The following is a 24,214-nucleotide window of genomic DNA, read 5'->3' as shown; positions in this document are numbered from 1 at the left end:
CCCCTTGCAGTGGTGCGCGCCGGCCGGCGGCCGCCCGGGGGTGGTGGGCGGCGTACGGGCACGGCGAAGGCGCCGCGCTCCGGATCCGGCCTCGTTGCCGTCCGGCGCTGCGCGGCGCCGTAAGTACATGGATACGACACAGATAAGCATCTGCGGGGGCAATGGCTCAACCGGGCCCCGTACCACTGGGCCATTGGTACAGCGAAGAGCCGCGATCTTCGGCCATGAGGGGGCCAACGGACCGAAGTGGCGGCATGCTGCCGGCGCTGACCTCCCGCGCCGTGGTGGGGCCCCGGGCCGTCAGGCAGGCTGCTCGACGGGGGCGGGCGGCTTGGAGGTGAGGTTTCTCAGGTCCCGGCTGCACAGGGCCGCGGCCGTGGCCGCCGCCACCAGGACGGCGCCGGCCAGCAGGGTGGTCTCCCTGCCGATCAGGCCGGTCACCGGGCCGGCGGCCATTTCGCCGATCGGCAGCGCGATGAACGACCCGAGCGCGTCGTAGGAGTACACGCGGGCCAGGCGGTCGGCCGGGATGTGCTCCTGGAGCGAGACGTCCCAGGCCACCCCGAACTGTTCGAGGGCGATCCCGTTCACGAACATCGCCAGGCTCAGCAGCAGGGCTCCCGGTGCCTCGGCGAGAACGACCAGCGGGAGTGCCTCGAAGGCCACGACGGCCACGCCGATGCGCAGCGCGTGGCGGTGCCGCGAGCGGGCGGCGAGGAAGCCGCCGACCACCGCTCCCGCCATCTGTGCGGCGAGCACCACTCCCCAGGCGGTACGGCCGAAGGTGTCGTCCGCCACGGTGGGGCCGAGGACCTGGATGCCGCCGGCGACGACCGCGTTCACCACCATGAACTGGAGCACCACCACCCACACCCAGGTGCGGGAGGTGAACTCCCGCCATCCCTCGCGGAGTTCGCGAATCGGATGGGACCGTTCGGCCGGATCGGTCTCCGCGGCCTCCACTTTGATCCCGAGGAAGCACAGGGCTGCCACGAGGAAGGCGACGGCGTTGCAGACGAGCCCCCACCCGGGGCCGAGCAGGGCGACGACGATGCCGCCGAGCGAGGCACCGATGATCATGCCGATGTTGATGCCCATCCTCATCAGGGCGTTGGCCGGGCGGAGCGTTTCGGCGGGCACGGTCTGCGGGGTCATGGCCGCCGATGCCGGGAAGGACAGTGCGGCGAGTGCGCCGTTCAGGACGCTGAGCACGATCAGCAGGGGGATCGAGGTGAATCCGAGCAGCACGCTGAGGGCGATGGCCCCCTGGACGCATGCGGCCGCGGCGGCCGACCCCTGCAGGATCAGCGTGCGGGAGACCCGGTCGGCGATGACTCCGCCGAGGAGGAGGAGCACGACGTTGGCGAGCGACCGGGCCCCCACCACGATGCCGAGGTCGGTCGTGGAGCCGGTGAGGTCGAGTACGGCGAAGGCGAGCACGATCGGCGCCATCGAGTTGGCGAAGTACATGAGCAGCCGCCCCGCGGCGAGCCGCCGGAAGTTGCGGTGCCGCAGCGGCGCCAGAGACACGTTGTCGGTGAGGGAACGACTCACGGGGTGGGGCTCCCGGCCAGGGTGAAGTGCACGCGACGAGTGGAAATCCCCAGGTCCTGTACGGCGTAGGGGGTGAAGTAGTAGGCCTGCGGTGTGGCCCCGGGCGCCATCTCGATCTCGAACTCGGCGCGGGCGGTCTCTCCCGCCGCGACCTGCGCCCGGCGCAGCGCGGGCCGCACCCGGGCGTCGAGGTACATGGGCAGCACGATCCCCATGTTCACGGTGCCCGCGCGGAGCGGCACCGCCTCGACCACGATGTGCAGACTCTCTCCGGGCGCGGTCCGCTCGGCCGACTTCACGTGGAGTTCCGGCGCGTCGTCGTGGGAGTTCACCACGTCGCCGCAGCGCGCGCACACCGCCTGGACGGTGTCGGTGACGACCGGGACCCGGCCCCGGCGGGTGTAGCTGCGCAGGGGCCTGCCGCAGGTGCACGGCCAGTCGAGGTCCACGGGCTCCTCGGCGACACTGCGCTCCCCGAAGTACGTGGGGAACTGCAGCACGGGGTCGTCGTGGTGCTTGGCGATCCGCTGGGCCAGTGCCAGGTCGAGCGATTTCGTCTCGGCCGCGATCGCGGACAGGGCCGCGCCGCCGTCCGGCGGCGACAGCAGCACGGTCCGCACGGCATCGCGCAGTACGGTGTCCGCGAGCTGCCGCAGCCGGGGCCGCAGCGGGTACTCCTCGTTCAGCAGGCCGCTGTCGAGCAGGCCGGACAGCCGGGCTCCCAGGGTGTGCAGGGCCGCGTCCGCCGTCTCCTGCTCCTCCTGTACCGGCGCGGGCTGCTCGGTGAGCCCGGAGGACTGCAGCCCGATCTGGACGAAGGACGGGTACGGGTTGATGTCCGTGAGCCGTTCGTTGATCGCGCCGGCCGCACTGCCCCGGGAGGCGGTGTCGGTGAGCCAGGCGAGGTTCTCCGGGCGCTGGGCGTCGCAGGCCGTGAGGGTGGCGACGACGGTCTGTGCGGGACCGTCCAGCGCGTCGAGCAGGATCACGTACTTCGGGTCGTACATCGCGTGGTCGGACAGCGGGCCGCTGAAACAGTTGCCCAGGACCAGTTCCGCGGCGCGGATGTGCCGCGCGGGGATGAGCTTGTCCTCCGGTTTGGGGCAGCCCAGCCCGTACGCGCACTTGGGGCCGTCCGCGCCGGGCTGCCGCTCGCCGGCCGGGCTCAGCCCGCACAGGGTGAACTGGCCCAGGTTGAGCTGGTCGTCCTTGCCGTTGCCGTGGAACAGGACCCGGCTCCAGACGCGGCCGAGAGCGATGCTCTGGACGTCCTGGTGCCGTACCTCTTCGGCGCCGAGCCAGACCGTGCCGGGTACCGGCGCCAGCGTGTCCAGTTCCGAGATCATCCCCACCTCGCCGTGCGGTACGACCTTGCCGTACTGCTTGGCGACCATCCAGCTGAGGGTGTGCACATCGCGGCCGGTGAGCACGAACAGCGGGCGGTCCTGCGCGTGGGCCCGGTCGATGACCTCCTGTACGGCGTCGGAGCGCAGATCCGCGTACGCGCCGACGAGGAGCACGGAACCGGAGTCGGGCAGGTCGGACACGTCGGCCACCCAGGAGCGGGCCAGGGGTTCCGCGAGGCGCCGAAGCGGCTCGGGCAGCGGCCCGCCGATGACGACCCCGGTGGTGCTGGGGGCCGGGGCGCGTCGGCTGTCGTACACCTGCTCCGCCAGGGAGATCCCTCGAAGCAGTTCGGGACGGTCCCCGCTCCACACCGGGATCGGCTCGGCGTCCCGGTCGTCGGAAAGGAGCCGGGCCACGGCCTCGTCGAAGTCCCGCAGCGTCTCGCAGGCGACGAACAGCGCGCCGCGCTCCGGCCCGCTCACGCCTCTTCCACCTTCAGCTCGAAGTGGTCGAGCACCGCGTACATGCGCTGCTCGACCTCGTCCGCGGTGGCGCCTTCGACGTGGACGTAGCCGGTGCTGGCGTGCGAGGCCCGCGGGGGGTCGAGCAGGTCGCCGGGGGCCGCGGTGAGGTGGGCGCCGAGGACGCCGGGCAGCCGGCGCAGTTCCTCCTCGGTGCTGATGTGGAGGAGCTTTCCGGGCCGGATGGGCAGGAGCAGGTCGCCGACGGCGCGGTCCTTGGTGTACGCGGGTACCGGAACCCGGTCGAGGTAGGTGTCGAGGATGACGTGGAGGAAGTCGAAGCCGTAGGCGAGACCGTGGTTCATGGGCACTTCGCAGCCGCTGAGCCGGGCCGCGACCTCGCTCATGAAGAACTCGCCCTCGTCGGTGAGGAAGAACTCGCCGTGCAGGTATCCGTGGGGAATGCCCAGGCCGTCGGTGAGTTGCTGGGCCAGTGCCTTGGCGTCGACGGGAAGCTGCTCGCTCGGCGCGTACGTGATGTTGGCGTTGATGGCACCGTCGAGGACTTCGAGGATCGGCCGCGGGTTCTTGGACAGGTACGCGTCGACCACCTGCCCCCGTGCCACGACGGCGCAGAGCTGGAACTCGCGGCCGCTGATGAACTGCTCGACCATCCACTCCAGCTTGGGGTCGAGGGGCGGAATGGCCGCCAGTTCGTCCGTCGATCCGATCCGGTACGTGGCGATGCAGGAGTCGGAGTCGATCGGCTTGAGCACGACCGGCCAGCCGTGATCGGCGGCGAACGCCTCGACGTCCTCCAGGGCGTCCACGGGCCGGTACGCCGCGTGCGGAATGCCCAGTTCGGCGTAGCGGTCCTTCATGGACATCTTGTTGCGCACCCAGGCGACCTGCTCCTGGTCGAGGTGCGGCAGGCCGACGAGCGCGGCGAAGCGCTGGGCGTCCGCCTGGAGTGCCTCGTTCGGGTTGCAGAAGTACTCCGGCAGGACCCCGGCTTCCGCGATCCAGCTCAGGTACCGGGCCGCCTCGGCCTCCAGCGGGGCGGCGGTCGCCAGGGTGAACGTGGGGATGTGCGCGGTGCGTTCGACGTATTCCGGGGTCAGCTCCACGGAGTCGAAGCGCAGCAGCACGACCGTGACGTCGTCGCGGCTCAGCACGCTGTCGGTGAACGTCGCCCGGCGGCTCTCCACCAGCAGTACGACGGGGCGGGTGGTCTGGGAGGTCATGTCGGGTTCCTCGGGTGATCTGGGTGTGCTGTGCGTGGCGGTGTTGGGCTCGGCCTGTCAGCCGATGACGCGGGTCGTTCCGTCGAGGCGCCCCGGCCGGGTGCGCCGCAGGTCGCGGACGATGTTGACGCGCTTGAGCCAGCGGTCCGATCCGTCGAATCCGGCGCGGAACGGGCGGCGCCCGTGCACGACGTTGCGGTTGTCGACGAAGCAGACGTCGCCGGTGCGGATGAAGACGTCGGTGAGATTGGCGTCGAGGTGGTCCACGATCCAGGCCAGGGCCTCGGCCGCCTCGGCGTCCTGGTCCTGCGCGCGGAAGTAGTCGCGGTCGATGCGCAGCACGGGGCAGTCGGGGTGGCCGCCCAGGACCGGGACGGGGTCCATCTCCGGCTCGTGTTCGGCGAATTCGTGCGAGGCGTCGGGGATGGGGACGAAGCGGGGCTGCGCGAGGACCTTCGCGATGTTCTCGGGCACGCGCCGGACGTCGACGTGCGAGACGGTGGTGGGGACCTCGGCCGCGTTGCGCAGCGCGAGGAGGCCGACCCAGTCCGCGCGGTGGGGCGAGAAGGCGTCCTCGGTGTGCCAGGCCAGTTCGAGCTCGCTGGACGCGGACACCAGGCTGTGTTCGTAGCCCCGGCTCGGGAGGACGTCCGTCACCAGCCGGCCCGACTGCTGGGTCGCCCAGCCGATGACGTCGCCGAGGAGGGCGGAGTAGAGGACGAGCAGGCAGCCGTAGGTCTGGCTCGACTCGGTGTCGGCCTCGCTCCAGTGGCCCGGGGTGGCGCCCAGGGCCGTCTGGTCGAGGACGTTGCCGCGGATCACGGTCGTGTGCGTGTTCTCGTCCCGGCGCGCGGCGTTGAGGTGCCGGCGTACGGCCAGGGGCAGGTCGTGGGCGATGACCGGCGCCTCGTCGAGGAACTTGGGATCGTCAGCCGTCTTGAACTCCTTCGCGCACCGCTCGGCCAGCTCGCGGGCGGCGTACGCGTCTCGTTCGGACAGGTCGAGTATGTGGTGGCGCAAGTCCCAAGGACTGGCCTGCGTCATTGTGGGCATGGGTAGGCCTTCCGTTTCGCGGGAGTTCTGCGGGTGCGGCGGATCAATTGCCGATTTCGAGATCGGCCGCCGGCTGTTCGTTCAGGGCGTCGAGGCAGGTTTCGCGGAGGTCTTCGGGGTGCGCCTCGTGCCACCCGTCCGGTACCGGGACGGTGGTGGGCCACAGCGCACGCTGTCCCCGGTCGTTCGCGAGGACGGCGAACGTCCCGTACTCGTCCTCGAACGGGTCGTCGGACCAGGGCTCGCCGAGCACCTCCAGGGCGCCGTCGGAGTCCCGCCGTGCGGCGCGCGCGGCGCGCCACATGCGGCCGCCGGGTGCCTCGAAGGGGTCGGGGACGAAGCGTTCGCCCGTGGCACCGGGTCGGTTCGCGTAGCCGAGCGCGATGCCCGCACCGGCGACGTACAGCGCGCCGGTGGTTCCCGCCGGTACCGGCCGCAGGGCCTCGTCCAGCACGTACGCCCGGTGGTTCCAGACGTGCCCGGCGTCGTCCGTGCCGGGCGCGTGCCCGGTGAGGAGACGGGCCTCGGCGGGACCTCCGCGTACGGTCAGCGCCAGCCCGTGGGCACGGGCGAACCCGACGGTGTCGGGGCTCGCGCCGTCGTGGGGCGTGGACACCGTGAGGGCCCGTACGGGGGCGGGTGCGCGGCCCTGTGCCGCGGCGGCGCGGCACAGCAGGGCGGCGTCCGCGTCGCCGGCCAGTACCTCGTCGGCGGCGCTGTCGCGCAGCCAGTCGAGGAGGCCCGGAAGTTCCTCCGGCCACCGCGCATCCGGTACGAGCACCGTGCCGCCGGAGGCGAGTACGCCCAGGAGGCCGAGCGCGGCGTCGGCGTCGGGGTAGCGCCTGACCAGCCAGGCGCTCCGCGCGCCCGGGAGGTCCGCGGCCCGTCGGGCGGCGTCGGTGGCGACGGCGAGGGAGACGATGAGCGCTTCGCCGGCTCCGGGGGCGCCCGCGGCGGCGAGCAGCAGCGGGTGGTCCGTGGTGAGCGGCCGGGTGCGGTCGGCGTCGAGCAGCGGCCGGACGGCCGTGCCGGGCACCCCTTCGGGCGCTGCCTCGGGGTCCTGGAGCAGCCGCACGACACCGGGAGTCTCGGGGAACGACTCCTCGGCGGAAGCGTCCAGGAGCAGGACCACGGGCCGCGCCGCGGCGAACCGGTCCGTGATGTTCCGTGCACCGGCGTCCGGGTCGAGCGGCAGGCACACGGCGCCCGACTTGGCGACGGCCAGGGCGGCGACCGCGAAGCCGAGGGGCGAGGCGATCGCGGTGGCCACGGCCGTGCCCGGCCCCGCCTTGTGGTCGATGAGCGTGCGGGCGAGCCGGTCGGAGCGGGCGTCCAGCTCCGCGTAGGTCGTCTCCTCCCCCGCGTGGACCAGGGCGAGGGTGTCCGCAGCCTGCCCCGCCTGGCGGGCGAAGAGGTCGGGCACGGTCGCGGGTGCCACGGTGCGCGGTCCGCCGTCGGCCTCGCGCTGTGTGCGGGCCGGCGCTTCGTCGAGGGCGAGGGGCAGGCGGCTGATGCTGCTGCCCGGGTCCTCCAGTGCGGAGTCGAGCAGGGCCACCAGGCGGTCGGTCAGCGAGGCGGCCGTCCCCTCGTCGACGGCGCTGCGGCGGTACGCGACGTCGACCGTGATGCCGAGCGGGGCGCCGGTCGCGCTCTGCCGTTCCGTCAGCAGCAGGGAGAGCTCCGCGTCGGGGTGGGGCTGGAGGGGCTGTTCCATCTGGATGGCCAGCCCGGCCGCCTCGAAGTCGGCGCCGGTCTGCTGGGCCACCGCGAGCACCACGCCGCCCGGCCGGGCCTGCGGCGCGGCCTCCAGGCGGTAGGCCGCCAGGTCGGCGCCGCGCACGCGCCGGAGCAGCGCGGCGAACGCCGGGTCGCCCGAGGTGTCCGTACGCAGGGCCAGCATGCGGGTGTACGGTCCGACGGCGCCTCGCAGCGCGTCGTCGCCGCGGGCGGGCACCGGGGTGGAGAGCACGATGTCGGTTCCCGCGCCCAGCCGGGTGAGCAGGGTGGTCAGGGCGGTGTGGACCAGCATGAACAGGGTGGTTCCGTGTTCGGCGGCGAACGCCGTGAGCCTGCGGTGCAGGGCCTCGTCGATGGCCGTCTCCCACGTGCCGAACCCGGGGTGCTGCTCCCGCGGGGCGGCCACGGGCAGCGCTGTGGGCAAGGGGGACGCCGCGGTCGCGGCCGGTTCGGGGCGCGGTGCGGCGTCGGCGGTGAGGGCCGGGGACTCCGTGCGGAGTACGTCGCCCACGGCCCGCGCGGCGTAGGCCGCCGCGAGGTCCGAGGCGAGCGGGAGGTGCGACGCCACGTCGACCGCGGTGGCCGGCAGCGCGAGGACGAGCAGGTGGTCGTCTGCCGCGAGCGCGAACAGCTCGGCGTTGCAGGGGTGTTCGGTGGCGGGGTCGAGCGTGCGGTGCTGCGCGGCACGCAGCAGCCGGGGCACGTCGGCGTCCGCGGACCCTACGGCCGTCAGGGGCCGCGGGGTGAGGTCCTGCGTGCCGCCGGTCCGGTCCTCGCCGTTCGGGGAGAGCGCCGCACCCAGAGCTTCGTGGCGGTTCTGCAGGTCCCGGAGCGCGGCGGCGAGGGCCTGCGTGTTCAGGGCTCCCCTGAGCCGCAGCGGCAGGACGAGGTTGCCCGCGTTGACGTCCTCCGGGACGGGGAGGGCGCCGCCTGCGACGGCCCGCGGTCCGGGTCCGTCGAGAAGGGCCGCGAGCAGTACGGGAGTCGGCGCCTCGTACAGGGCGCGGCTGCTCGGGTCGGCGCCGAGGGTGGCGCGCAGCCGGGCGACGAGCCGGGCGGCCGCCAGGGAGTGGCCGCCGAGGGCGAAGAAGTCCGAATCCGCGTACACCTCCCGCTTCGGCAGTCCCAGGACCTCGGCGAACAGGTCGCGGAGGATCTCCTCGACGGGCGTTCCGGGCTGCGTCCCGGGCGATGCGGCCGCGAAGACGGGGGAAGGAAGGGCCCGCCGGTCGACCTTCCCGTTCGGGGTGAGCGGGAGCGCGTCGAGGGTCATCAGCGCCGCCGGGACCATGTAGTCCGGCAGCTGCTCCTGCAGGTAGCTGCGGAGCACGATGCCCAAGTCGACGGTGCGGTCGAAGGCCGTGGGGGTGTTGGCGCAGTCGGCGGCCGCGGGGGCGGCGGCCGGGGCCAGCGCGTATCCGTAGGTCAGGGGTCCGTCCGGGATGCCGTCGGAGGCGAGGAACAGGACGTCGAACGCCTCGTCCGACTCGGCCGACCAGGTCGTGAACGCCCGGTATCCCAGGCTCTCGCCCGCCGCGCAGAACGCTTCGGGGTCGGGGGCGGAGCCGGTTCCTGCGAGCCGCTCCCCCACCGCGGCGGTCGTGCCCCCGGCGTCGAGTTCCCGCATCGCCGCGTGTTCGCCGTGGATACGGCGGTTGGGCACGGAGGCGACGCGCAGGGCGGCGGGCCGCTGTGCCCGCAGGTGCTCCTCCAGCTCCGCGATGCCGGCCGGCTGCGCGTCCCAGTCGAGGCGCGGGACGGCGCTCAGGTCCGCGACGGGTTCTCCGGTACCGAGGACGACGTCGTACCGGTAGCGGGTCAGCTCGTTGTGGTGAACGCCTCGCTTGATCCGTACGTCCACCGAGCGGATGGCCGGCAGCTCGCGGGCGAGGGCGCTGAAGAGAGCGGGAGAGAGGAGGAGTTCGGTCTCCAGGGCGACGCGCTGGTCGATGGCCCGGCGCAGTCCCTCGGGGTCCCGGTCGGCGCCGTCCTGTGCGAGCTCCACTCCGGTCTGCATGCAGCGCAGCAGGTCCAGGTTGCGCAGGTCCCCGAGGAAGACGGAGCCGCCCGGCGCCAGCAGGGGCAGCGCGCCTTCGAGCACGGTCCTCAGGTAGTCGAGGTTGGGGAAGTACTGGATGACCGAGTTGATCACGATGGTGTCGAAGTGCCCGGCGGGCAGTCCGTCGGTGACGTCCGCCGCCCGGCAGCTCAAGGTGACCTTGTCGCGGAGGTTCGGGTCCGCCTCCGTCTGGGACCGCAGCGCCTCGATCACGGATGCGGAGAAGTCCGTGCCCCAGTAGTCCTCACAGTCCGGGGCGAGTCGGGAGAGCAGCAGGCCGGTGCCCACGCCGATCTCCAGCACGCGGCGCGGCCGGAGGTCGCGGATGCGTTCGACCGTCGCCGTGCGCCACTCCTCCATCTGGTCGAGGGGGATCGGCTCCGCGTCGTAACTGCTGTTCCAGCCGGTGAAGTTCTCTCCGAGACCGGCGGACTTCGCGTCGTCGTAGAGGGTTTCGTAGATCTCCCGCCATTCGGTGACCTGCTCGGCGGTCTCGGCCGCGGCGGCCGCCGCGGGCACGACATGGGCGACGAGGCGCCGGTCGTCCTCCGCCTCGTGCAGCGAGACCACCGCCTGGGCGACACCCGGGTGCGAGGTCAGTACCGCTTCGATCTCGCCGAGTTCGATGCGGAATCCGCGCAGTTTGATCTGGTTGTCGACGCGGCCGAGGAACTCGATCTCGCCGTCGGGACGCAGGAGGACGCGGTCGCCGGTGCGGTAGAGCTTGCTGCCGTCCGCCGCGAACGGGTCGTCGACGAATCGGTCCTGCGTGAGGTCCGGCCGTCCGAGGTAGCCCAGGGCCAGACAGGGCCCGCCCAGGTGGAGCTCCCCGGTGCCGCCCGGGGACACGCGCAGGCCGGCCTCGTCGAGCACATGGGCGACGGTGGCGCCTATCGGCCGACCGATCGGTATGGTGCGGGCGCCGTCAGCCGGTTCCGCGACCTCGTGCCACGTGGCGAAGGTCGTGGTCTCGGTGGGCCCGTACACGTGCAGGATCGTCCGGGGAGGCTGCGCCGCGAAGACCTCCCGGACGCGGCGCGGATCGCACGCCTCGCCGCCGAAGAGGAGGACGCGCAGCGGGGCGAAGGCCGAAGGCCGCTCGCGGGCGATCTGGTTGAACAGCGCGGTCGTCAGGAAGAGGACGGTCACCCCGTGCTCGCGCACGGCGCGCTCGAAGGCGGCCGGGTCGACGACGGTGTCCTTCGACAGGCCGAGCAGCCGGGCACCCGCGGTCAGCGCACCCCAGATCTCGAAGGTGACCGCGTCGAAAGCGGGGTTGGCGGCCTGCGCCACCACGTCCTCGGGGGTCAGTCGCACGTAGTCGGTCGACTGCACCAGGTCGATGACGGCGCGGTGCGGGACGACAACGCCCTTGGGGGTGCCGGTGGTTCCCGAGGTGTAGCAGACGTAGGCGGCGTCCTCCGGAGCCGGCCGCACGTCCGGGACGACCACGGGCTGTGCGGCGATCGCCTCCGCGAGGGTGTCCACCGCCACGGTCACCGTCGGGAGGTCCGCGCAGTCCGGGGCGAAGGCCTCCGTGGTCACCACGGCCCGGGCCTCGCAGTCACGCACGATCAGCCGACGGCGCTCCAGCGGGTGCGCCGGATCCACCGGGACGTAGGCGGCTCCGGCTCGCACGATCGCGAGAAAGGCGATCACCAGCGCGGATCCCGCCGGCAGGCAGGTGACGACCCGGTCCCCGGACCCCACGCCCCGCGCGATGAGGAACGAGGCCAATCGGTTGGCCCGCCGGCTCAGTTCGCTGTACGTGAGGGCTGGGCCTTCTCCCGGGTAGGAGACCGCGATGGCCTCCGGGGTGGCGAGAACCTGCCGTTCGGTGAGCTCCGAGAGAGTCTCACCCCTGCGTGTGCCGTGCGACGTCGGACCTACAACCATGCCGGTCATTCCCACCTCAGCGAGCAAAAGTACGTATGCGCTGCGAGGTCCGCCCCACCTGTTGACGGCACTCGGCGCAACCCCCGTGGGGCGTCCGACTTACGGACTCGCAGTCCGATATCCGCACCCCGGCACGGACGCTATGTGCAAAATTCACCTCCGTCAACCGTCAATTCAAAGGTCCGATTCCGCTCGCAGTAACGGAATGTGACGGATGAACAGAGGGCGGAAGTGCTCGCATGAACCCGCCGGCAACACAACCGGATATCGCGCCGGCGGGTGAAACTGAACAGGGCCGCAGGTTTTTGAGAATGGCTGAAACCTTACGTTTAAGTTCTTCCTCTCTGCGAGAAAGCGCGTCCCCATCCCGAAACCGGGCCGGAGCCTCAACCAGTGGGCTCCGGTGCGGGTTTGGTGTCCTTCAGGCGGTGGACGCGGGCGAGGACCAGGACGGTGTCGTCCGCCGGTGGACCGGGGAGCAGGTTGGCGAGGATGCGGTCCGCCGCGGGCTCCAGCGGGCCGGTCGATCCGGCCAGTTCGGTACGCAGTGACTCCAGGCCCGTCTCGATGTCCTGGCCGCGGCTTTCGATGAGGCCGTCGGTGTAGAGGACCAGCGTCGCGTTGTCGGGGAGTTCGATCTCGGTCGTCCCGAACGCGACGCCGCCGACGCCGAGCGGGACCCCCAGGACCTCGTCGACGGTGTCGACCGTGCCGTCCGGGCGGACCACGAGGGGCGGGAGGTGGCCGGCATTGCCGATGCGGGCACGGCCGGTCCTCGGGTCGTACACGATGTACAGGCACGTCGCCAGCTCGATGCCGGCCTCCTGGGCGCACACGTCGAGCTCGGCGAGCAGGGCGGCCGGTTCGCTGGTGTGCCGGGCCAGCGCCTTGCCGGTGATACGGAGCCGGCCCATGGCGGCGGCGGCCGGCACCCCGTGCCCCATCACGTCGCCCACCACGAGGCCGACCCGGTCGTCCGGCAGCCTGATCACGTCGTACCAGTCGCCGCCGACCTCGGTGATGCGGCTGCCGGGCACGTACCGGTGTGCCACGTCCACGTACGGGCTGCTCACCGGCGCGCTGGGCAGCAGGGCCCGCTGGAGGGTGAGCGAGATGTCCTGCACGCGGCTGTACAGGCGGGCGTTGTCCAGGCAGATCGCGGCGCGCGAGGCGAGTTCGCCGGCGAGGCCCAGGTCGTCCCGGGTGAAGGCGGGCCGGTTCGCGGACCGGCCGAACATGGCGATGCCCTGGATCGTGCCCCTGGCGATGAGCGGGGCGACGAGGACGTAGGCCACCCCGCTCTCGGCCATGAGGCGGGCGCGTGACTCGATGAGGACGGTCCGCGCCAGGAACTCTTCGTCCACCACGGCCGAGAGGGGACGGCCCGTTCGCAGCATGTCGTGCATGACGGAGCCGGGCGGGTACCGCACGGTCTCCACCCCGCTCACGAGCTCGGTCGCCGGCTCCGGGAGGATCGTCCCGGAGGCGATCCTGCGGGTGAACAGCGGCCGCGCCGGGTCGAAGCGCTCGCTGGCGTCCATCCATTCCACGACTTCGACCACCGCGCCGTCGCAGAAGTCCGGCATGGCCGCGTCGACCAGTTCCTGGGCCGTGAGGTTCACGTCCAGGGTGGTCCCGATGCGGGCGGAGGCGCGGTCCAGCAGGGCCAACCGCCGGCGGCCGGCCGTGGCTTCCAGGATGGCCTTCTCCCGGTCGGTCACGTCCACCATCAGCCCGCCCACGCCGCCCCGCGTGCCGACCGCCTGGCTCAGCGGAAAGAAGCTCACCGACCGCACCTGGTCGCGGTCCGGGTGCACCCGCGGGCGCATGCCCACCGGCACCCCGACGACCGGCGCTCCGCCGGCCGCGACCGCGCGCAGCATGCGCTCGTACTCGCCGCCCTCGGACATGATCACGATCTCGTCCGTGTGCCGCCCGATGTGCGCCTCGATGGGGAGGCCGTCCATGTCGGCCAGCGCCTGATTGAGGTGGACGAAGCGGAGGTCCTGGTCGAGCAGGCACAGCCCGATGGGGCAGGTCTCGAACAGCGCGTCGAGGAAGGCCAGGTTGGTCTTGACCCGGTCGAGTTCGTCGCTGCGGCTCGCGAGGCCCATCACGACCGGCCGGCCGTCGGCGCCCGTCAGGGGGAAGACGCGGAATCCGCAGTTGAAGGCGGTGCCGTCGCGGTGCCGCGCGGTCAGCCGGACCCGCCAATACCCCTGGGTCCGCGCTCGCTCCACCAGCTCGGCGCACGTGTCGGCGGCGTTCCGGGATTCCGTGTCGGCGAAGAGCAGGGCGCCGGGCCGCGCCAGGGTGGCGGCGGAGTCGTGGCCGAAGAGCTCCTGCGCGCCGGGCCCCCAGTAGGCGATGAGCCCGTCGTCGTCGATGCCGAAGACCGCCACCGGTACGTGCTCGAGCAGCGTCCCCGGTTCGGACAGGAACGGGCCGTGAGCCTTCTCGCCCCCCGGCTGCACCGATGGCACGAGACGTCCCCTTCCACCCGCGGACCTGTGCATCCAGTATGCGGACACCACGGCGGTTCTCGCCGTGGAAGGCCGTCGTGGTGCCACGGGCCACGGCACTAGGCCGTGCCCTCGTCCGTCGGTACGCACAGGACCGGGATCGGCGAGAGGTGCAGGAGCTTGTGCGGGGTGGAGCCCAGCAGCGCGCCGCGGATCGGGCTGTCGCCCCAGGTGCCGACGATGATGACGCGGGCGTGGTGGCGCTCGGCGGCGTCGAGCAGCGCCTGAGCCGGTTTCTCGTCGACCACCTCGACCGTCGAGGGCACTCCCGCCTCGTCGGCGGCCTCCACGGCGCGCGCCAGCGCGCTGCGGCCGACCTGGCGGACGGCTTCGCGGTGGGCCAGGTACTCCTCGCCCGGGGCGCCCGGGGCGGCCACGCCGTAGACGAGCACGAGGGGCTCGCCGAAGGCGGCCGCGACCTCCAGCGCCACCCGAAGGGCGTGTTCCGCGCCCGGTGACTCGTCGTACCCCAGGACCACGGACATCGGTCCTCCTCCTCAGGTCTTCCTGCCGTGCACGACGTCCGGATCGGCCACCCCGCGCCGCTCGCGCCAGAACCTGCCGTCCCGCAGCCGCCAGAAGCACATGACGGCCAGGCCCACGACAGCGATCGCGATCCCGATGACCAGCGGCGGGCCGAGTCCGAACCAGGAGACGCCGCTGGCCGAGTTCTCGGGGTTCGACATGTCGTGGACGGACTCCACCAGCAGCCAGACCAGCAGGCCGGCGCCGACGACCGGCCCGGCGCCGATGAGCAGGAAGTTGCGCGGGCTCTCCAGCAGGTGGCGCCGGTAGTAGATGGCGCAGGCCAGGCCGGTGAGCGCGTAGTAGAAGGCGATGAGCAGGGAGAGCGCGGTCAGCGAGTCCAGGAGCGCGTTCTCGCTGATCTGGTTGACGACGAGGTACCAGCCGATGGCGATGGCGGCCACCCACCAGGTGCTCACGTCCGGGGTGCGGAACCGCGGGTGGATGTGCGCGAGCGCCGGCGGCAGTGCGTGCCGGCGGGCCATGGACAGGGCGGTGCGGGAGGCGGGGATGATCGTGGTCTGGGTGGAGGCGAGCGCGGAGGTGCAGACGGCGAGGAGCACCATCCAGTCCCAGCCGCCCATGACCTCGTGGGCGAGCACGGCGAAGATCGCCTCCTCCTCGCCCGCGTTCTCGGCGAGGAAGGCGGTGCCCGCGTAGCCGACGACGGCGAAGCCGACGGACAGGTAGGTGACCAGGAGGACCACGGTCGACCAGATGCCGGCCTTGCCGGGTGCGGTCGCGGAGTTCTCGACCTCCTCGGTGAGGTTGACCGCGGATTCCCAGCCCCAGTAGATGAACACGCCGAGCAGCAGTCCGCCGGTGAGGGCGGCGCCGCCGGCGCCGAAGGGGTTGAGCCAGGTGAGGGACGGCTCGATCGCGTCGAGGGTGCTGGTGCCGGCGTAGATGCGGTAGATGGCGACCACCGCGAAGGCCAGGAGGAAGAAGACCTGGGCGAGGATGAGGATGTCCTGGAGGTGGGCCGACAGCTCGGTGCCGATGACGCAGACGGCGGTCATGGCCAGGATCACGACGACGGTGAGGGTCTGCCGGATCACCGTGTTCGCGGCCCAGCTGTCGAGGCCGGCGGCGAGCAGGCCGAAGTGGACGGCCACGTCCGCCAGCGAGCCGATGACGAGCACGCCGGTCATCGCGATGGCCCAGCCGCCGAGCCAGCCCGCCCAGGGGCCCATGGCGCGGGTGACCCAGGAGAAGGTCGTCCCGCAGTCCTGGTCGACCTTGTTGAGGTAGTAGAAGGCGGCGGCGATGAGCAGCATCGGTACGAAGGACGCCAGCATGATGCCCGGCGCGTAGATCCCGGCCAGGGCCACGATCGGGCCGAGGACGGCGGCGAGGGAGTAGGCCGGGGAGGTGGAGTTCAGGCCGATGACGAGCGCGTCGAGGAAGCCGATCGCGTTGGCCTTGAGCCCCGGCCCCGGGATTCCGGTACCGGGGCCGCCGCCACCGCTCGCACCGTCGTGGACCATGTACGAATCGTCACGCAACCGGCGCCGGCCCGCGAGGCGGAAGCGGCCGGGCGCGGGAGGGGCGCGCCCGGGACGGCCGGGGCCCGGGCGGTCAGGGCCGGGTGTTCCAGCCGGCGATCACCGGGAGCCCGTGCTCGGTGGAGAGCGTGCTGACCGTGCCGGTGCGCAGCAGGAAGAGCCGGCCCTCGGCGGGGTCCAGGCCCAGGTAGCGGGCGGTGAGGACGCGCAGGAAGTGGCCGTGGGCGACGATCGCCACGTCGCCGCGGTCGGCGCGGAGCACGGGGGCGACGCGGGCCAGGGCCCGGTCCGCGCGGGCGCCGACCTGGGCGGCGCTCTCGCCGGGGTGCTCGGCGTCGCCGGGCGGGACGCCGTGGGTCCACAGGGACCAGTCGGGCGTGGTCCGCTGGATCTCCTTGGTGGTGACGCCCTCGTAGCCGCCGTAGTCCCATTCGTACAGGTCCGGGTCGGTGAGCCCGCCGGTGAGCCCGGCGAGCTCGGCCGTGGCGACGGCCCGGCGCAGCGGGCTGGTCAGCACCAGCGCGGGGTGCCGGTCCCGGAAGAAGGGGGCCAGGGAGAGGGCCTCCTCGACGCCGCGGGCGGTCAGCGGCACGTCGGTGCGCCCAGTGTGCCGCCCGTCGGCGCTCCACGCCGTTTCGCCGTGCCTCACCAGCAACAGGTCGCTCATCCCAGCGACCCTATTCCCCCGGCATGTCGGCGCCGGAGGAGCGGGGCGGGCGTGTCACTGTCGGGCCTCATGAAGGTGGGTGCGCACCCGGTGCGTCCGTCCCTGACGGGCCTGATGATCGTCCTGACCGCGGTCACCGGGCTGGTCGAGGCGGTGAGCCTGCTCGCCCTCGGGCCGGTGTTCACCGCGATGCAGACCGGGAACGTGCTCTTCCTGGCGTTCGGGCTCGCGCGGGAAGGGAACGTGCCCGCGCTGTCGGCCGCCCTGTCGCTGGCCTCGTTCGCCGTCGGCGCCGTGGTCGGGGCGCGGCTGGAGTCGGTCACGGAGGCCCGCGGGTGGCGCTGGCTCGGGCTCGGCCTGTACGCCGAGGCCGCGCTGATCCTGACCGGTGCGGCCACCGGATGGAACCTGGCGCCGCGGTACGGGGATCCGGCCGGCCCGCATCTGGCGGTGACCGGGCTCGTGGCGACGGCGATGGGCATCCGCACGGTGACGAGCATGCGGGTGAACGTGCCCGGCGTGCCGACGACCCTGGTCACCCGGTCGATGACCGCGTTCATCGGAAGCTCGGCCCTGGGACGGGACAGCGCGTTCGGGTACGGAACGGGAGCCTGGGCGCGCCGAGCCGTGGCGGTCGTGGCGATGTTCACCGGCGGGCTGACGGGAGCCCTGCTGGTCCGGGCCGGGTGGACCGTCGGCGAGCTCCTGCTGCCCGCCGCCGCCGTGGTGCCGGCGGTGGCCCTGGCCCACCGGACACTGCCCCGGCTGCACACCACCTAGTGCTGTGACGGGAAGGGTTCACCCGGTCCCGCGCCCCCGCCGGAAGCGGTCGAGCCCGTCGGCGAGCTCCACCACCGGGTCCGGGTAGTCGTACCGCGCCCGCTCCGGGCCCGGCAGCCGCCACGGCTCGTGCACGTGCGGGGCCGCGAGCCCGGTGAGCTCCGGCACCCAGCGGTGGACGTAACGGCCCTGCGGGTCGTACCGCAGGGCCTGCCGGACGGGGTTGAGCACGCGGTTGGGGCGGGTGTCGGTCCCCGTGCCCGCGACCCACTGCCAGTTGAGCTGGTTGTTGGCGAGGTCCCCGTCGACCAGCAGGTCCAGGAAGTGGCGCGCGCCGATCCGCCAGTCGACGTACAGGGTCTTGGTCAGGAAGCTCGCCGCGAGCAGGCGGCCGCGATTGTGCATCCAGCCCTCGTGGCGCAGCTGGCGCATCGCGGCGTCCACCACCGGGTAGCCGGTGCGGCCCTCCTTCCACGCCTCGGTCTCCTCCTCGGCGGCGCCGCCCGTGCGCCACCGGTCCTGCCGGGAGCGGTAGTCCTCGGATGCCGCGGCGGGGCGGGCGGCGAGGACCTGGTGGTGGAAGTCGCGCCAGCACAGCTGCCGGACGAAGGCCTCGGCGCCCTTGCCGCCGGCGGCACGGGCCCGGAGGACGACCTCGGCCGCCGAGAGGGTGCCGAAGTGCAGGTGCGGGGAAAGCCGGGAGGTGGCGTCGCCGGCCAGGTCGTCGTGGATGTCCGCGTAGCGGGTGATGCCGGAGCGCAGCCAGTTCGCCAGCAGCCGGCGGGCCTCGGTCTCACCGCCCCGGGCGAGGCCCGGGGAGACTCCGGTGAGGGCGCCGCGCACGGGCAGCGGCTCCGAGCCGATGCCTTCGGGGAGCCGGACGGTGCGGGGGGCCGCGGCGACGGGCCGGGGCGGCAGGTCGGCCCAGCGGCGGAAGTAGGGCGTGAAGACGGCGAAGTGGTCGGAGCCTGCGGGCAGAACGGCTCCCGGGGCCACCGCGGTGACCACCGGGTCGTGCACGTGGAGCCGGCGGCCCTCCGCTTCGAGGGCGGTACGCAGCCGCTCCTCGCGGGCGTGGGCGTAGCCGCTGACACCGGCGGCCATGTGGACCTCGTCGGCGTCGGCCTCGCCCGCGAGGGCGCACACCTCCCGGACGGCGTCCCCGGAGCGGATCACGAGGCGACCGCCGCGCTCCCGCAGCCCGGCGTCCAGGTCGGCGAGGCAGTCGGCGAGGAACGCCTGCCGGTTGGGCGGGGCGAATCCGGCGGCCGCGACGGCGCGGTCACGGACGAAGAGCGGGACCACCCGGTCGCAGGAGGAGAGGGCCGCGCGCAGCGGCGGATGGTCGTGCAGGCGCAGGTCCGAGGTGTACAGGACCACCGCTACGTTCATGGCTCTCGCTCTTCGTCAGGCTGTGGAGGACGGTCGTCGTGCGGACGGTCGTCTACGGACCGTCGTCGTGCGGCACTTCGGCCACGGGGGCCGAAGGACCGGCCCCGTCCGCACGTTCGGCGGCTCGGGCGATGTTGCGGGCCATCCCTCCGAAGACAACGGCGTGGAAGGGGGACACGCTCCACCAGTACATGTGACCCAGCAGCCCGTGCGGGTGGAAGAGCGCCCGCTGCCGGTAGCGCGAGCGCCCGGGCTCCGGGCCGGGGTCCGCGTACATCTCCAGCCACGCGAGCCCCGGCAGCCGCATCTCGGCGCGCAGGCGCAGCAGCCGGCCCGGTTCGATCTCCTCCACCCGCCAGAAGTCCAGGGAGTCGCCCACCCGCAGCCGGCTCGCGTCGCGGCGGCCGCGGCGGATGCCGACTCCCCCGACGAGCCGGTCCAGCCAACCCCGTACGGACCAGGCGAGCGGGAAGGAGTACCAGCCGTTCTCCCCGCCGACGCCCTCCACCACCCGCCACAGCGCACCGGGCGAGGCCGCGACGGCCGTCTCCCGCCGGTCGGTGTAGAGGCTGCCGCCCGCCCAGTCGGGGTCCGTGGGCAGCGGGTCGCTGGGCGCGCCCGGCACGGAGGCGGAGGACCAGCGGGTGGTCACATCGGCCTCCCGCACCCGCCGGAGGGCCAGCGAGAGGGCCCGGGCGAACCCGATCGGCGTCCCGGGCGGGTCGAGGACGTACCGGGCAATCTCGTGCTCCGCGCAGACCACCTCGTGGCGCAGGGATTCGGCGAGCGGCCGGGCCAGCGCCCGCGGGACGGGAGTGACCAGGCCGATCCAGAGGCTGGACAGCCCGGGGGTGAGCATCGGGACGCGCAGGATGAGCCGGCGGGGCAGCTCGGCCACGGCGGCGTACCGGCGCATCATCTCCTCGTACGTGACCACGTCCGGGCCGCCGATGTCGAAGGCCCGGTTGACCTCGGGCGGCATGGCGGCGCTGCCGACGAGGTAGCGCAGGACGTCGCGGACGGCGATGGGCTGGCAGCGGGTGCCGACCCAGCTGGGGGTCACCATGACGGGCAGCCGTTCGGTGAGGTGGCGCAGCATCTCGAAGGAGGCCGACCCGGAGCCGATGATGACGGCGGCCCGCAGGACGGTGGCCGGCACGGGGCCGGCGAGGAGGATCTCGCCTACCTCCGCCCGGGACCGCAGGTGCGGGGAGAGCGCGCGGACGGGGATGCCCGCGGGGGTGAGCCCGCCGAGGTAGACGATCCGGCGGACCCCGGCCGAGTGGGCCTGCTCGGCGAAGATGCGGGCGGCCGCGCGGTCGCGCTCCTCGAATCCGGAGCCGCCGCCGAGCGCGTGCACGAGGTAGTAGGCCACGTCCATGCCGTCCATGGCCCGAGCCACGGACCGCAGGTCGGTGGCGTCGCCGCGGACGATCTCGGCCCGTCCGGCCCACGGGTGGTCGCGGAGCTTCTCCGGAGACCGGGCCAGGCAGCGCACGCGGTGTCCGGCGTCGAGGAGCTCGGGCACCAGCCGGCCCCCGATGTAGCCGGTGGCACCGGTGACCAGGCAGTTCAGACCTGTCATGGCTCGCTCCGCTCGTGGATCCCGTACGCATGCCGACCAGAACACGGTCGCCCCTCGCCCCCGGCGGTGCCATGCGGCCGTCCCCGGGGATCACCTGCCCGGGCAAGATCCCCGCGAACCCGGCCATTGGTACAGTCGCGGCATGGCGGTGGACGAACTCGACACGCGGATCCTGCGTCTGCTGATCGAGCAGCCGCGCACCAGCGTCCGCGAGTACGCCCGGATCCTCGGTGTCGCGCGCGGCACCCTCCAGGCCCGGCTGGACCGGCTGGAGCGCACCGGGGTGATCACCGGGACGGGTCCGGTGCTCTCGCCCGCCGCGCTCGGGCACCCGGTGCTGGCCTTCGTGCACATCGAGGTGACCCAGGGGCACCTGGACGACGTGGGCGACGCGCTGGCCGCCGTGCCCGAGATCATCGAGGCCTTCTCGATCACGGGCGGCGGGGACCTGCTGACGCGCGTGGCGGCCCGGGACAACGCGCACCTGGAGGACGTGATCCAGCGGCTGATCCAGCTCCCGGGCGTGGTCCGCACGCGCACGGAGGTGGCGCTGCGCGAGCGGGTCCCGCACCGGCTGCTGCCGTTGGTCGAGGCCGTGGGACGGTCCGCTCGCAAAAGCTGACAGGATGGCTGGAGACAGGACACGACCGGCAGGACGGGCGCATCGGATGATTTCCGTCATATTCGATCTCGACGGCACTCTCGTGGACAGCGAGCCGAACTACTACGCATCGGGCCGGCGCACGCTGGCGCGGCACGGGGTCCCCGACTTCACGTGGGAGCAGCACTCCCGCTTCATCGGGATCGGCACCCTGGAGACGCTGGAGATCCTCAAGGAGCGGTACGGGATCGAGGCGCCGGTGGAGCAGCTGCTCGCCGAACAGAACGCCGCCTACCTGGAACTGGCCCGCACCGAGACCGAGGCCTTCCCCGAGATGCGGAAGTTCGTGGAGCGGCTGCACGCCGAGGGCGTGCCGATGGCGGTGGCCTCCGGCTCCTCGCGCGAGGCGATCGACGCGGTGCTCGCCGGCACCGGCCTCGACTCCCTGCTGACCACGGTGGTCTCCGCCGAGGAGGTCGCGCACGGCAAGCCCGCCCCCGACGTGTTCCTGGAGGCGGCCCGCCGGCTGGGCGCCGAGCCCGCCGACTGCGTGGTCGTCGAGGACGCGGCGCCGGGCGCGCTGGCCGCCCACGCGGCCGGCATGGGATGCGTGGCCGTCCCCTACGTCGCGCAGACCGCGCACGACGCCGCCTTCGCGGATGCCGGGCTCCTCTTCCCGGGCGGGCAGCGGGAGTTCAGCGCCGACGCCGCGCACGACTGGCTGACGGCGCGCCGCACGGCCTGACGGTCCCGGCCTCTGGCGCCCTGCGGGAGCCGCTGTCACCATGCCGTCGTGACCTCGACCCAGTCCCCGGGCACCCGGACCGGCGGGCCCCGCCCCTGGCCCCTGCTCGGCAACCTTCCCGCCTTCGCCCGCGATCCGCTCGCCTTCTTCGAGTCCCTGCGCGACGACTACGGGGACTGGGTCCCCTGGGCGCTCGGCCCGCAGCGCAACGTGCTGGTCTCCCGGCCCGAGCACGCGGGCGAGCTGCTCGGCGCCGTGGAGGGAACCTTCAAGCCGATGGAACTGGGCTGGGCCTTCCACCAGTTGCTGGGCGAGGGGGTGGTCGTCGCCACCGGGGACGACTGGCGGCGCAAGCGGGCCCTGGTCCAGCCCGCCGTGCGGCCCCGCCAGGTGCGCTCGTACGCCGCCACGATGGTGGAGTGCGCGGACGCGCTGGCGGGCACCTGGCGCGAGGGCGACCGCATCGACGTGCACCGGGAGATGGCCGGGCTCACCCAACGGATCGCGGTCCGCACGCTGTTCGGCAGTGACGCCGCCGGCCGGGAGGCGCCCATCAGTGCGGCCATGGCCACGGCGCAGCGGGAGCTGGGGGCCGAGTTCCGGGGGCTGACGCTGTTCCTGCCGCCCTGGGTGCGCACGCCGGGGCGGCGCCGGATGCGGCAGGCGGTGGCGGTCCTCGACCGGGAGATCGAACACGTCATACGGGAGCACGAGGCGGCTTCGGCGGCCGGCGAGGAGCGGGACGACCTGCTGAGCCGGCTGCTCGCCGCCCGCGACGAGCACGGCGGCCCACTGTCCCGCAAGGAGCTGCGGGACGAGTCGATCACCCTCTACATCGGCGGCCACGAGACGACCTCGACCACCCTGACGTGGGCCTGGCAGCTGCTGTCGGGGGCGCCCGAGGCGCGGGCCCGGCTGGCGGAGGAGCTGGACCGGGTGCTCGGCGGGCGCCTGCCCACCTACGACGATTACGCGCGGCTGCCCTGGACCCGGCAGGTGGTCAAGGAGGCCCTGCGCGTCTACCCGCCGATCTGGCTCATCTCGGCGGTGGCCCGGGAGGGCGCGACCCTGGGCGGGCGGCCGGTCCCGGCGGGGACCGCGGTGTGGACCAGCCCCTGGTCGGTGCACCGCGACCCGCGCTGGTTCCCGGACCCGGAGGCCTTCCGCCCCGAGCGGTGGGACGAGGACGCCCCGCAACCCGTTCCGGAACACGCCTGGTTCCCCTTCGGCGGCGGCCCGCGGGCCTGTCTGGGAGCACGGTTCGCGCTGGTGGAGGCCGCACTGGTGCTGGCCGTGCTGGGGCAGCGCTTCCACCTCGACAGCGGCGGCGAGCGGGCCGGCGTGTTCCCCGGCCTCACCCTGCAGCCGAAGACTCCGGTCCTGGCGACGCTGCTGGCGCCCTGACGCTCGCGGGAAGATCCCGCGACCTTCGCGAGTTGGTAGAACCGTGAACGAAATCTCGCGGGACGACGCGGACGTGGACGTGGTGGTCATCGGCGCCGGGCAGGCGGGCCTGTCCAGCGCCTACCACCTCGGTCGGGCGGGGCTCGGTCACGTGGTCCTGGACCACGCGCCCCGCCCGGGCGGGGCCTGGCAGTTCCGCTGGCCCTCGCTCACCTACGGCAAGGTCCACGGGATGCACGCACTGCCCGGCATGGAGCTGACCGGAGCCGACCCGCTGCGACCCTTGTCGGAGGTGGTCGGGGAGTACTTCGCGGCGTACGAGGAACGCTTCGACCTGCGCGTACGGCGCCCCGTGGACGTCACGGCCGTACGCGAGGGGGCCGACGGGCGGCTACGGGTGGAGTCCTCGGCCGGCGTCTGGTCGGCCCGGGCCCTGATCAACGCGACCGGCACCTGGGACCGGCCGTTCTGGCCGCGCTACCCGGGTCAGGAGACGTTCCGCGGCCGCCAACTGCACACCGCGAACTACCCGGGGCCGCGGGAGTTCGCCGGGGCCCGCGTGATCGTGGTGGGCGGCGGCACCTCGGCGGTGCAGCACCTGCTGGAGATCTCCCGGGTGGCGGCGGGGACCACCTGGGTGACCCGGCGGCCTCCGGTCTTCCGCGACGGGAGCTTCGGCGAGGCCGAGGGCCGGGCGGCGGTGTCCCTGGTGGACGAGCGGGTGCGCCGGGGACTGCCGCCCCAGAGCGTGGTCAGCGTGACGGGACTGTCGCTGAACGAGGCCGTCCGGGCCGGACTGGACTCGGGGGTGCTCGAGCGGCGGCCCATGTTCGAACGCATCACCCCCACCGGCGCCGCCTGGGCGGACGGGAGCCGGGTGGAGGCGGACGTCATCCTGTGGGCCACCGGATTCCGCGCTGCCGTCGACCACCTGGCGCCGCTGCGGCTGCGCGAGCCGGGCGGCGGCATCCGCGTCGAGGGGACCAGGGCGGTCCGGAACGAGCGCATCCACCTGGTGGGCTACGGCCCTTCGGCTTCGACCATCGGAGCCAACCGCGCGGGCGGCGCCGCGGTCCGCGAGATCCGCCGACTCCTGGCCCGCGAGCGGGTGGGCTCGCCCGCGGGCTGAGCGGGCCG

The 24,214-nt window shown here is 73.2% G+C and carries 16 protein-coding genes; 5 read left to right on the top strand and 11 right to left on the bottom strand.

Going from position 1 to position 24,214, the window contains the following annotated elements:
• Window positions 1–300: 300 nt before the first annotated feature.
• The 9 genes from ACFWBN_RS24875 to ACFWBN_RS24835 all read right to left on the bottom strand — a co-directional run bounded on the left by ACFWBN_RS24875 (window position 301) and on the right by ACFWBN_RS24835 (window position 16,570).
• On the bottom strand, window positions 301–1,554 hold the full coding sequence (locus ACFWBN_RS24875; RefSeq protein WP_385179128.1) for an MFS transporter: 1,254 nt from the start codon (window positions 1,552–1,554) through the stop codon (window positions 301–303).
• Complete coding sequence (locus ACFWBN_RS24870; protein ID WP_385179124.1) at window positions 1,551–3,383, bottom strand: hypothetical protein; 1,833 nt, start codon at window positions 3,381–3,383, stop codon at window positions 1,551–1,553. The genes ACFWBN_RS24875 and ACFWBN_RS24870 overlap by 4 nt, the downstream gene beginning before the upstream one ends.
• Window positions 3,380–4,606, bottom strand: coding sequence for an ATP-grasp domain-containing protein (locus ACFWBN_RS24865; RefSeq protein WP_385179122.1), 1,227 nt, complete (start codon window positions 4,604–4,606; stop codon window positions 3,380–3,382). Before ACFWBN_RS24865 ends, ACFWBN_RS24870 begins: the two co-directional genes overlap by 4 nt.
• A 57-nt stretch (window positions 4,607–4,663) precedes the next feature.
• Window positions 4,664–5,659: a guanitoxin biosynthesis L-enduracididine beta-hydroxylase GntD gene (gntD, locus tag ACFWBN_RS24860; protein ID WP_385179121.1), complete on the bottom strand. Its 996-nt coding sequence runs from the start codon at window positions 5,657–5,659 to the stop codon at window positions 4,664–4,666.
• A 43-nt stretch (window positions 5,660–5,702) separates the two neighbouring features.
• Window positions 5,703–11,351 (bottom strand): amino acid adenylation domain-containing protein, encoded by a 5,649-nt coding sequence (locus ACFWBN_RS24855; protein WP_385179119.1) that lies wholly within the window; start codon window positions 11,349–11,351, stop codon window positions 5,703–5,705.
• Between the two features lie 386 nt (window positions 11,352–11,737).
• The gene (locus tag ACFWBN_RS24850; RefSeq protein ID WP_385179118.1) at window positions 11,738–13,834 is read right to left on the bottom strand and encodes a SpoIIE family protein phosphatase; all 2,097 of its coding nucleotides are present in this window, start codon (window positions 13,832–13,834) and stop codon (window positions 11,738–11,740) included.
• A 98-nt stretch (window positions 13,835–13,932) separates the two neighbouring features.
• The gene (locus ACFWBN_RS24845) at window positions 13,933–14,358 is read right to left on the bottom strand and encodes a universal stress protein (protein WP_385179117.1); all 426 of its coding nucleotides are present in this window, start codon (window positions 14,356–14,358) and stop codon (window positions 13,933–13,935) included.
• 12 nt (window positions 14,359–14,370) lie between these two features.
• Complete coding sequence (locus tag ACFWBN_RS24840) at window positions 14,371–15,885, bottom strand: APC family permease (RefSeq protein ID WP_385179116.1); 1,515 nt, start codon at window positions 15,883–15,885, stop codon at window positions 14,371–14,373.
• 91 nt (window positions 15,886–15,976) lie between these two features.
• Complete coding sequence (locus tag ACFWBN_RS24835) at window positions 15,977–16,570, bottom strand: histidine phosphatase family protein (RefSeq protein WP_385179115.1); 594 nt, start codon at window positions 16,568–16,570, stop codon at window positions 15,977–15,979.
• A gap of 51 nt (window positions 16,571–16,621) precedes the next feature.
• Here ACFWBN_RS24835 and ACFWBN_RS24830 point away from each other — a divergent pair, with 51 nt between their 5' ends.
• On the top strand, window positions 16,622–17,350 hold the full coding sequence (locus tag ACFWBN_RS24830) for a YoaK family protein (protein ID WP_385179114.1): 729 nt from the start codon (window positions 16,622–16,624) through the stop codon (window positions 17,348–17,350).
• Between the two features lie 18 nt (window positions 17,351–17,368).
• On the opposite strand, the gene ACFWBN_RS24825 is transcribed toward ACFWBN_RS24830, so the two are convergent.
• On the bottom strand, window positions 17,369–18,742 hold the full coding sequence (locus ACFWBN_RS24825) for a cryptochrome/photolyase family protein (RefSeq protein WP_385179113.1): 1,374 nt from the start codon (window positions 18,740–18,742) through the stop codon (window positions 17,369–17,371).
• Between the two features lie 52 nt (window positions 18,743–18,794).
• Window positions 18,795–20,327, bottom strand: a complete 1,533-nt coding sequence (locus ACFWBN_RS24820) for an SDR family oxidoreductase (RefSeq protein ID WP_385179112.1) — start codon at window positions 20,325–20,327, stop codon at window positions 18,795–18,797.
• Between the two features lie 142 nt (window positions 20,328–20,469).
• Here ACFWBN_RS24820 and ACFWBN_RS24815 point away from each other — a divergent pair, with 142 nt between their 5' ends.
• From ACFWBN_RS24815 to ACFWBN_RS24800, 4 genes are read left to right on the top strand one after another with little or no spacing between them, the layout of a single operon-like run.
• On the top strand, window positions 20,470–20,949 hold the full coding sequence (locus ACFWBN_RS24815; protein WP_385179111.1) for an Lrp/AsnC family transcriptional regulator: 480 nt from the start codon (window positions 20,470–20,472) through the stop codon (window positions 20,947–20,949).
• A gap of 46 nt (window positions 20,950–20,995) precedes the next feature.
• Entirely contained in the window at window positions 20,996–21,673 is a 678-nt protein-coding gene (locus tag ACFWBN_RS24810; RefSeq protein WP_385179110.1) for an HAD family hydrolase, read from the top strand.
• 48 nt (window positions 21,674–21,721) lie between these two features.
• Complete coding sequence (locus tag ACFWBN_RS24805) at window positions 21,722–23,077, top strand: cytochrome P450 (RefSeq protein ID WP_385179109.1); 1,356 nt, start codon at window positions 21,722–21,724, stop codon at window positions 23,075–23,077.
• 52 nt (window positions 23,078–23,129) lie between these two features.
• Window positions 23,130–24,206, top strand: coding sequence for an NAD(P)-binding domain-containing protein (locus ACFWBN_RS24800; protein ID WP_385179194.1), 1,077 nt, complete (start codon window positions 23,130–23,132; stop codon window positions 24,204–24,206).
• The last annotated feature ends 8 nt before the right edge of the window (window positions 24,207–24,214 follow it).

It is taken from the genome of Streptomyces sp. NPDC059989 (assembly GCF_042736975.1).
Classification (GTDB): domain Bacteria; phylum Actinomycetota; class Actinomycetes; order Streptomycetales; family Streptomycetaceae; genus Streptomyces.
Note: the sequence above shows the minus strand (reverse complement) of the source record. Positions and strands in the feature narration are given on the sequence as shown.

Bases quoted from the DNA above. Each gene is read 5' to 3' on its own strand.
- ACFWBN_RS24865 (WP_385179122.1), bottom strand. From the start codon at position 4,606: ATGACCTCCCAGACCACCCGCCCCGTCGTACTGCTGGTGGAGAGCCGC.
- gntD (WP_385179121.1), bottom strand. From the start codon at position 5,659: ATGCCCACAATGACGCAGGCCAGTCCTTGGGACTTGCGCCACCACATA.
- ACFWBN_RS24855 (WP_385179119.1), bottom strand. From the start codon at position 11,351: ATGGTTGTAGGTCCGACGTCGCACGGCACACGCAGGGGTGAGACTCTC.
- ACFWBN_RS24845 (WP_385179117.1), bottom strand. From the start codon at position 14,358: ATGTCCGTGGTCCTGGGGTACGACGAGTCACCGGGCGCGGAACACGCC.
- ACFWBN_RS24840 (WP_385179116.1), bottom strand. From the start codon at position 15,885: ATGGTCCACGACGGTGCGAGCGGTGGCGGCGGCCCCGGTACCGGAATC.
- ACFWBN_RS24835 (WP_385179115.1), bottom strand. From the start codon at position 16,570: ATGAGCGACCTGTTGCTGGTGAGGCACGGCGAAACGGCGTGGAGCGCC.
- ACFWBN_RS24825 (WP_385179113.1), bottom strand. From the start codon at position 18,742: ATGAACGTAGCGGTGGTCCTGTACACCTCGGACCTGCGCCTGCACGAC.
- ACFWBN_RS24820 (WP_385179112.1), bottom strand. From the start codon at position 20,327: ATGACAGGTCTGAACTGCCTGGTCACCGGTGCCACCGGCTACATCGGG.
- ACFWBN_RS24815 (WP_385179111.1), top strand. From the start codon at position 20,470: ATGGCGGTGGACGAACTCGACACGCGGATCCTGCGTCTGCTGATCGAG.
- ACFWBN_RS24810 (WP_385179110.1), top strand. From the start codon at position 20,996: ATGATTTCCGTCATATTCGATCTCGACGGCACTCTCGTGGACAGCGAG.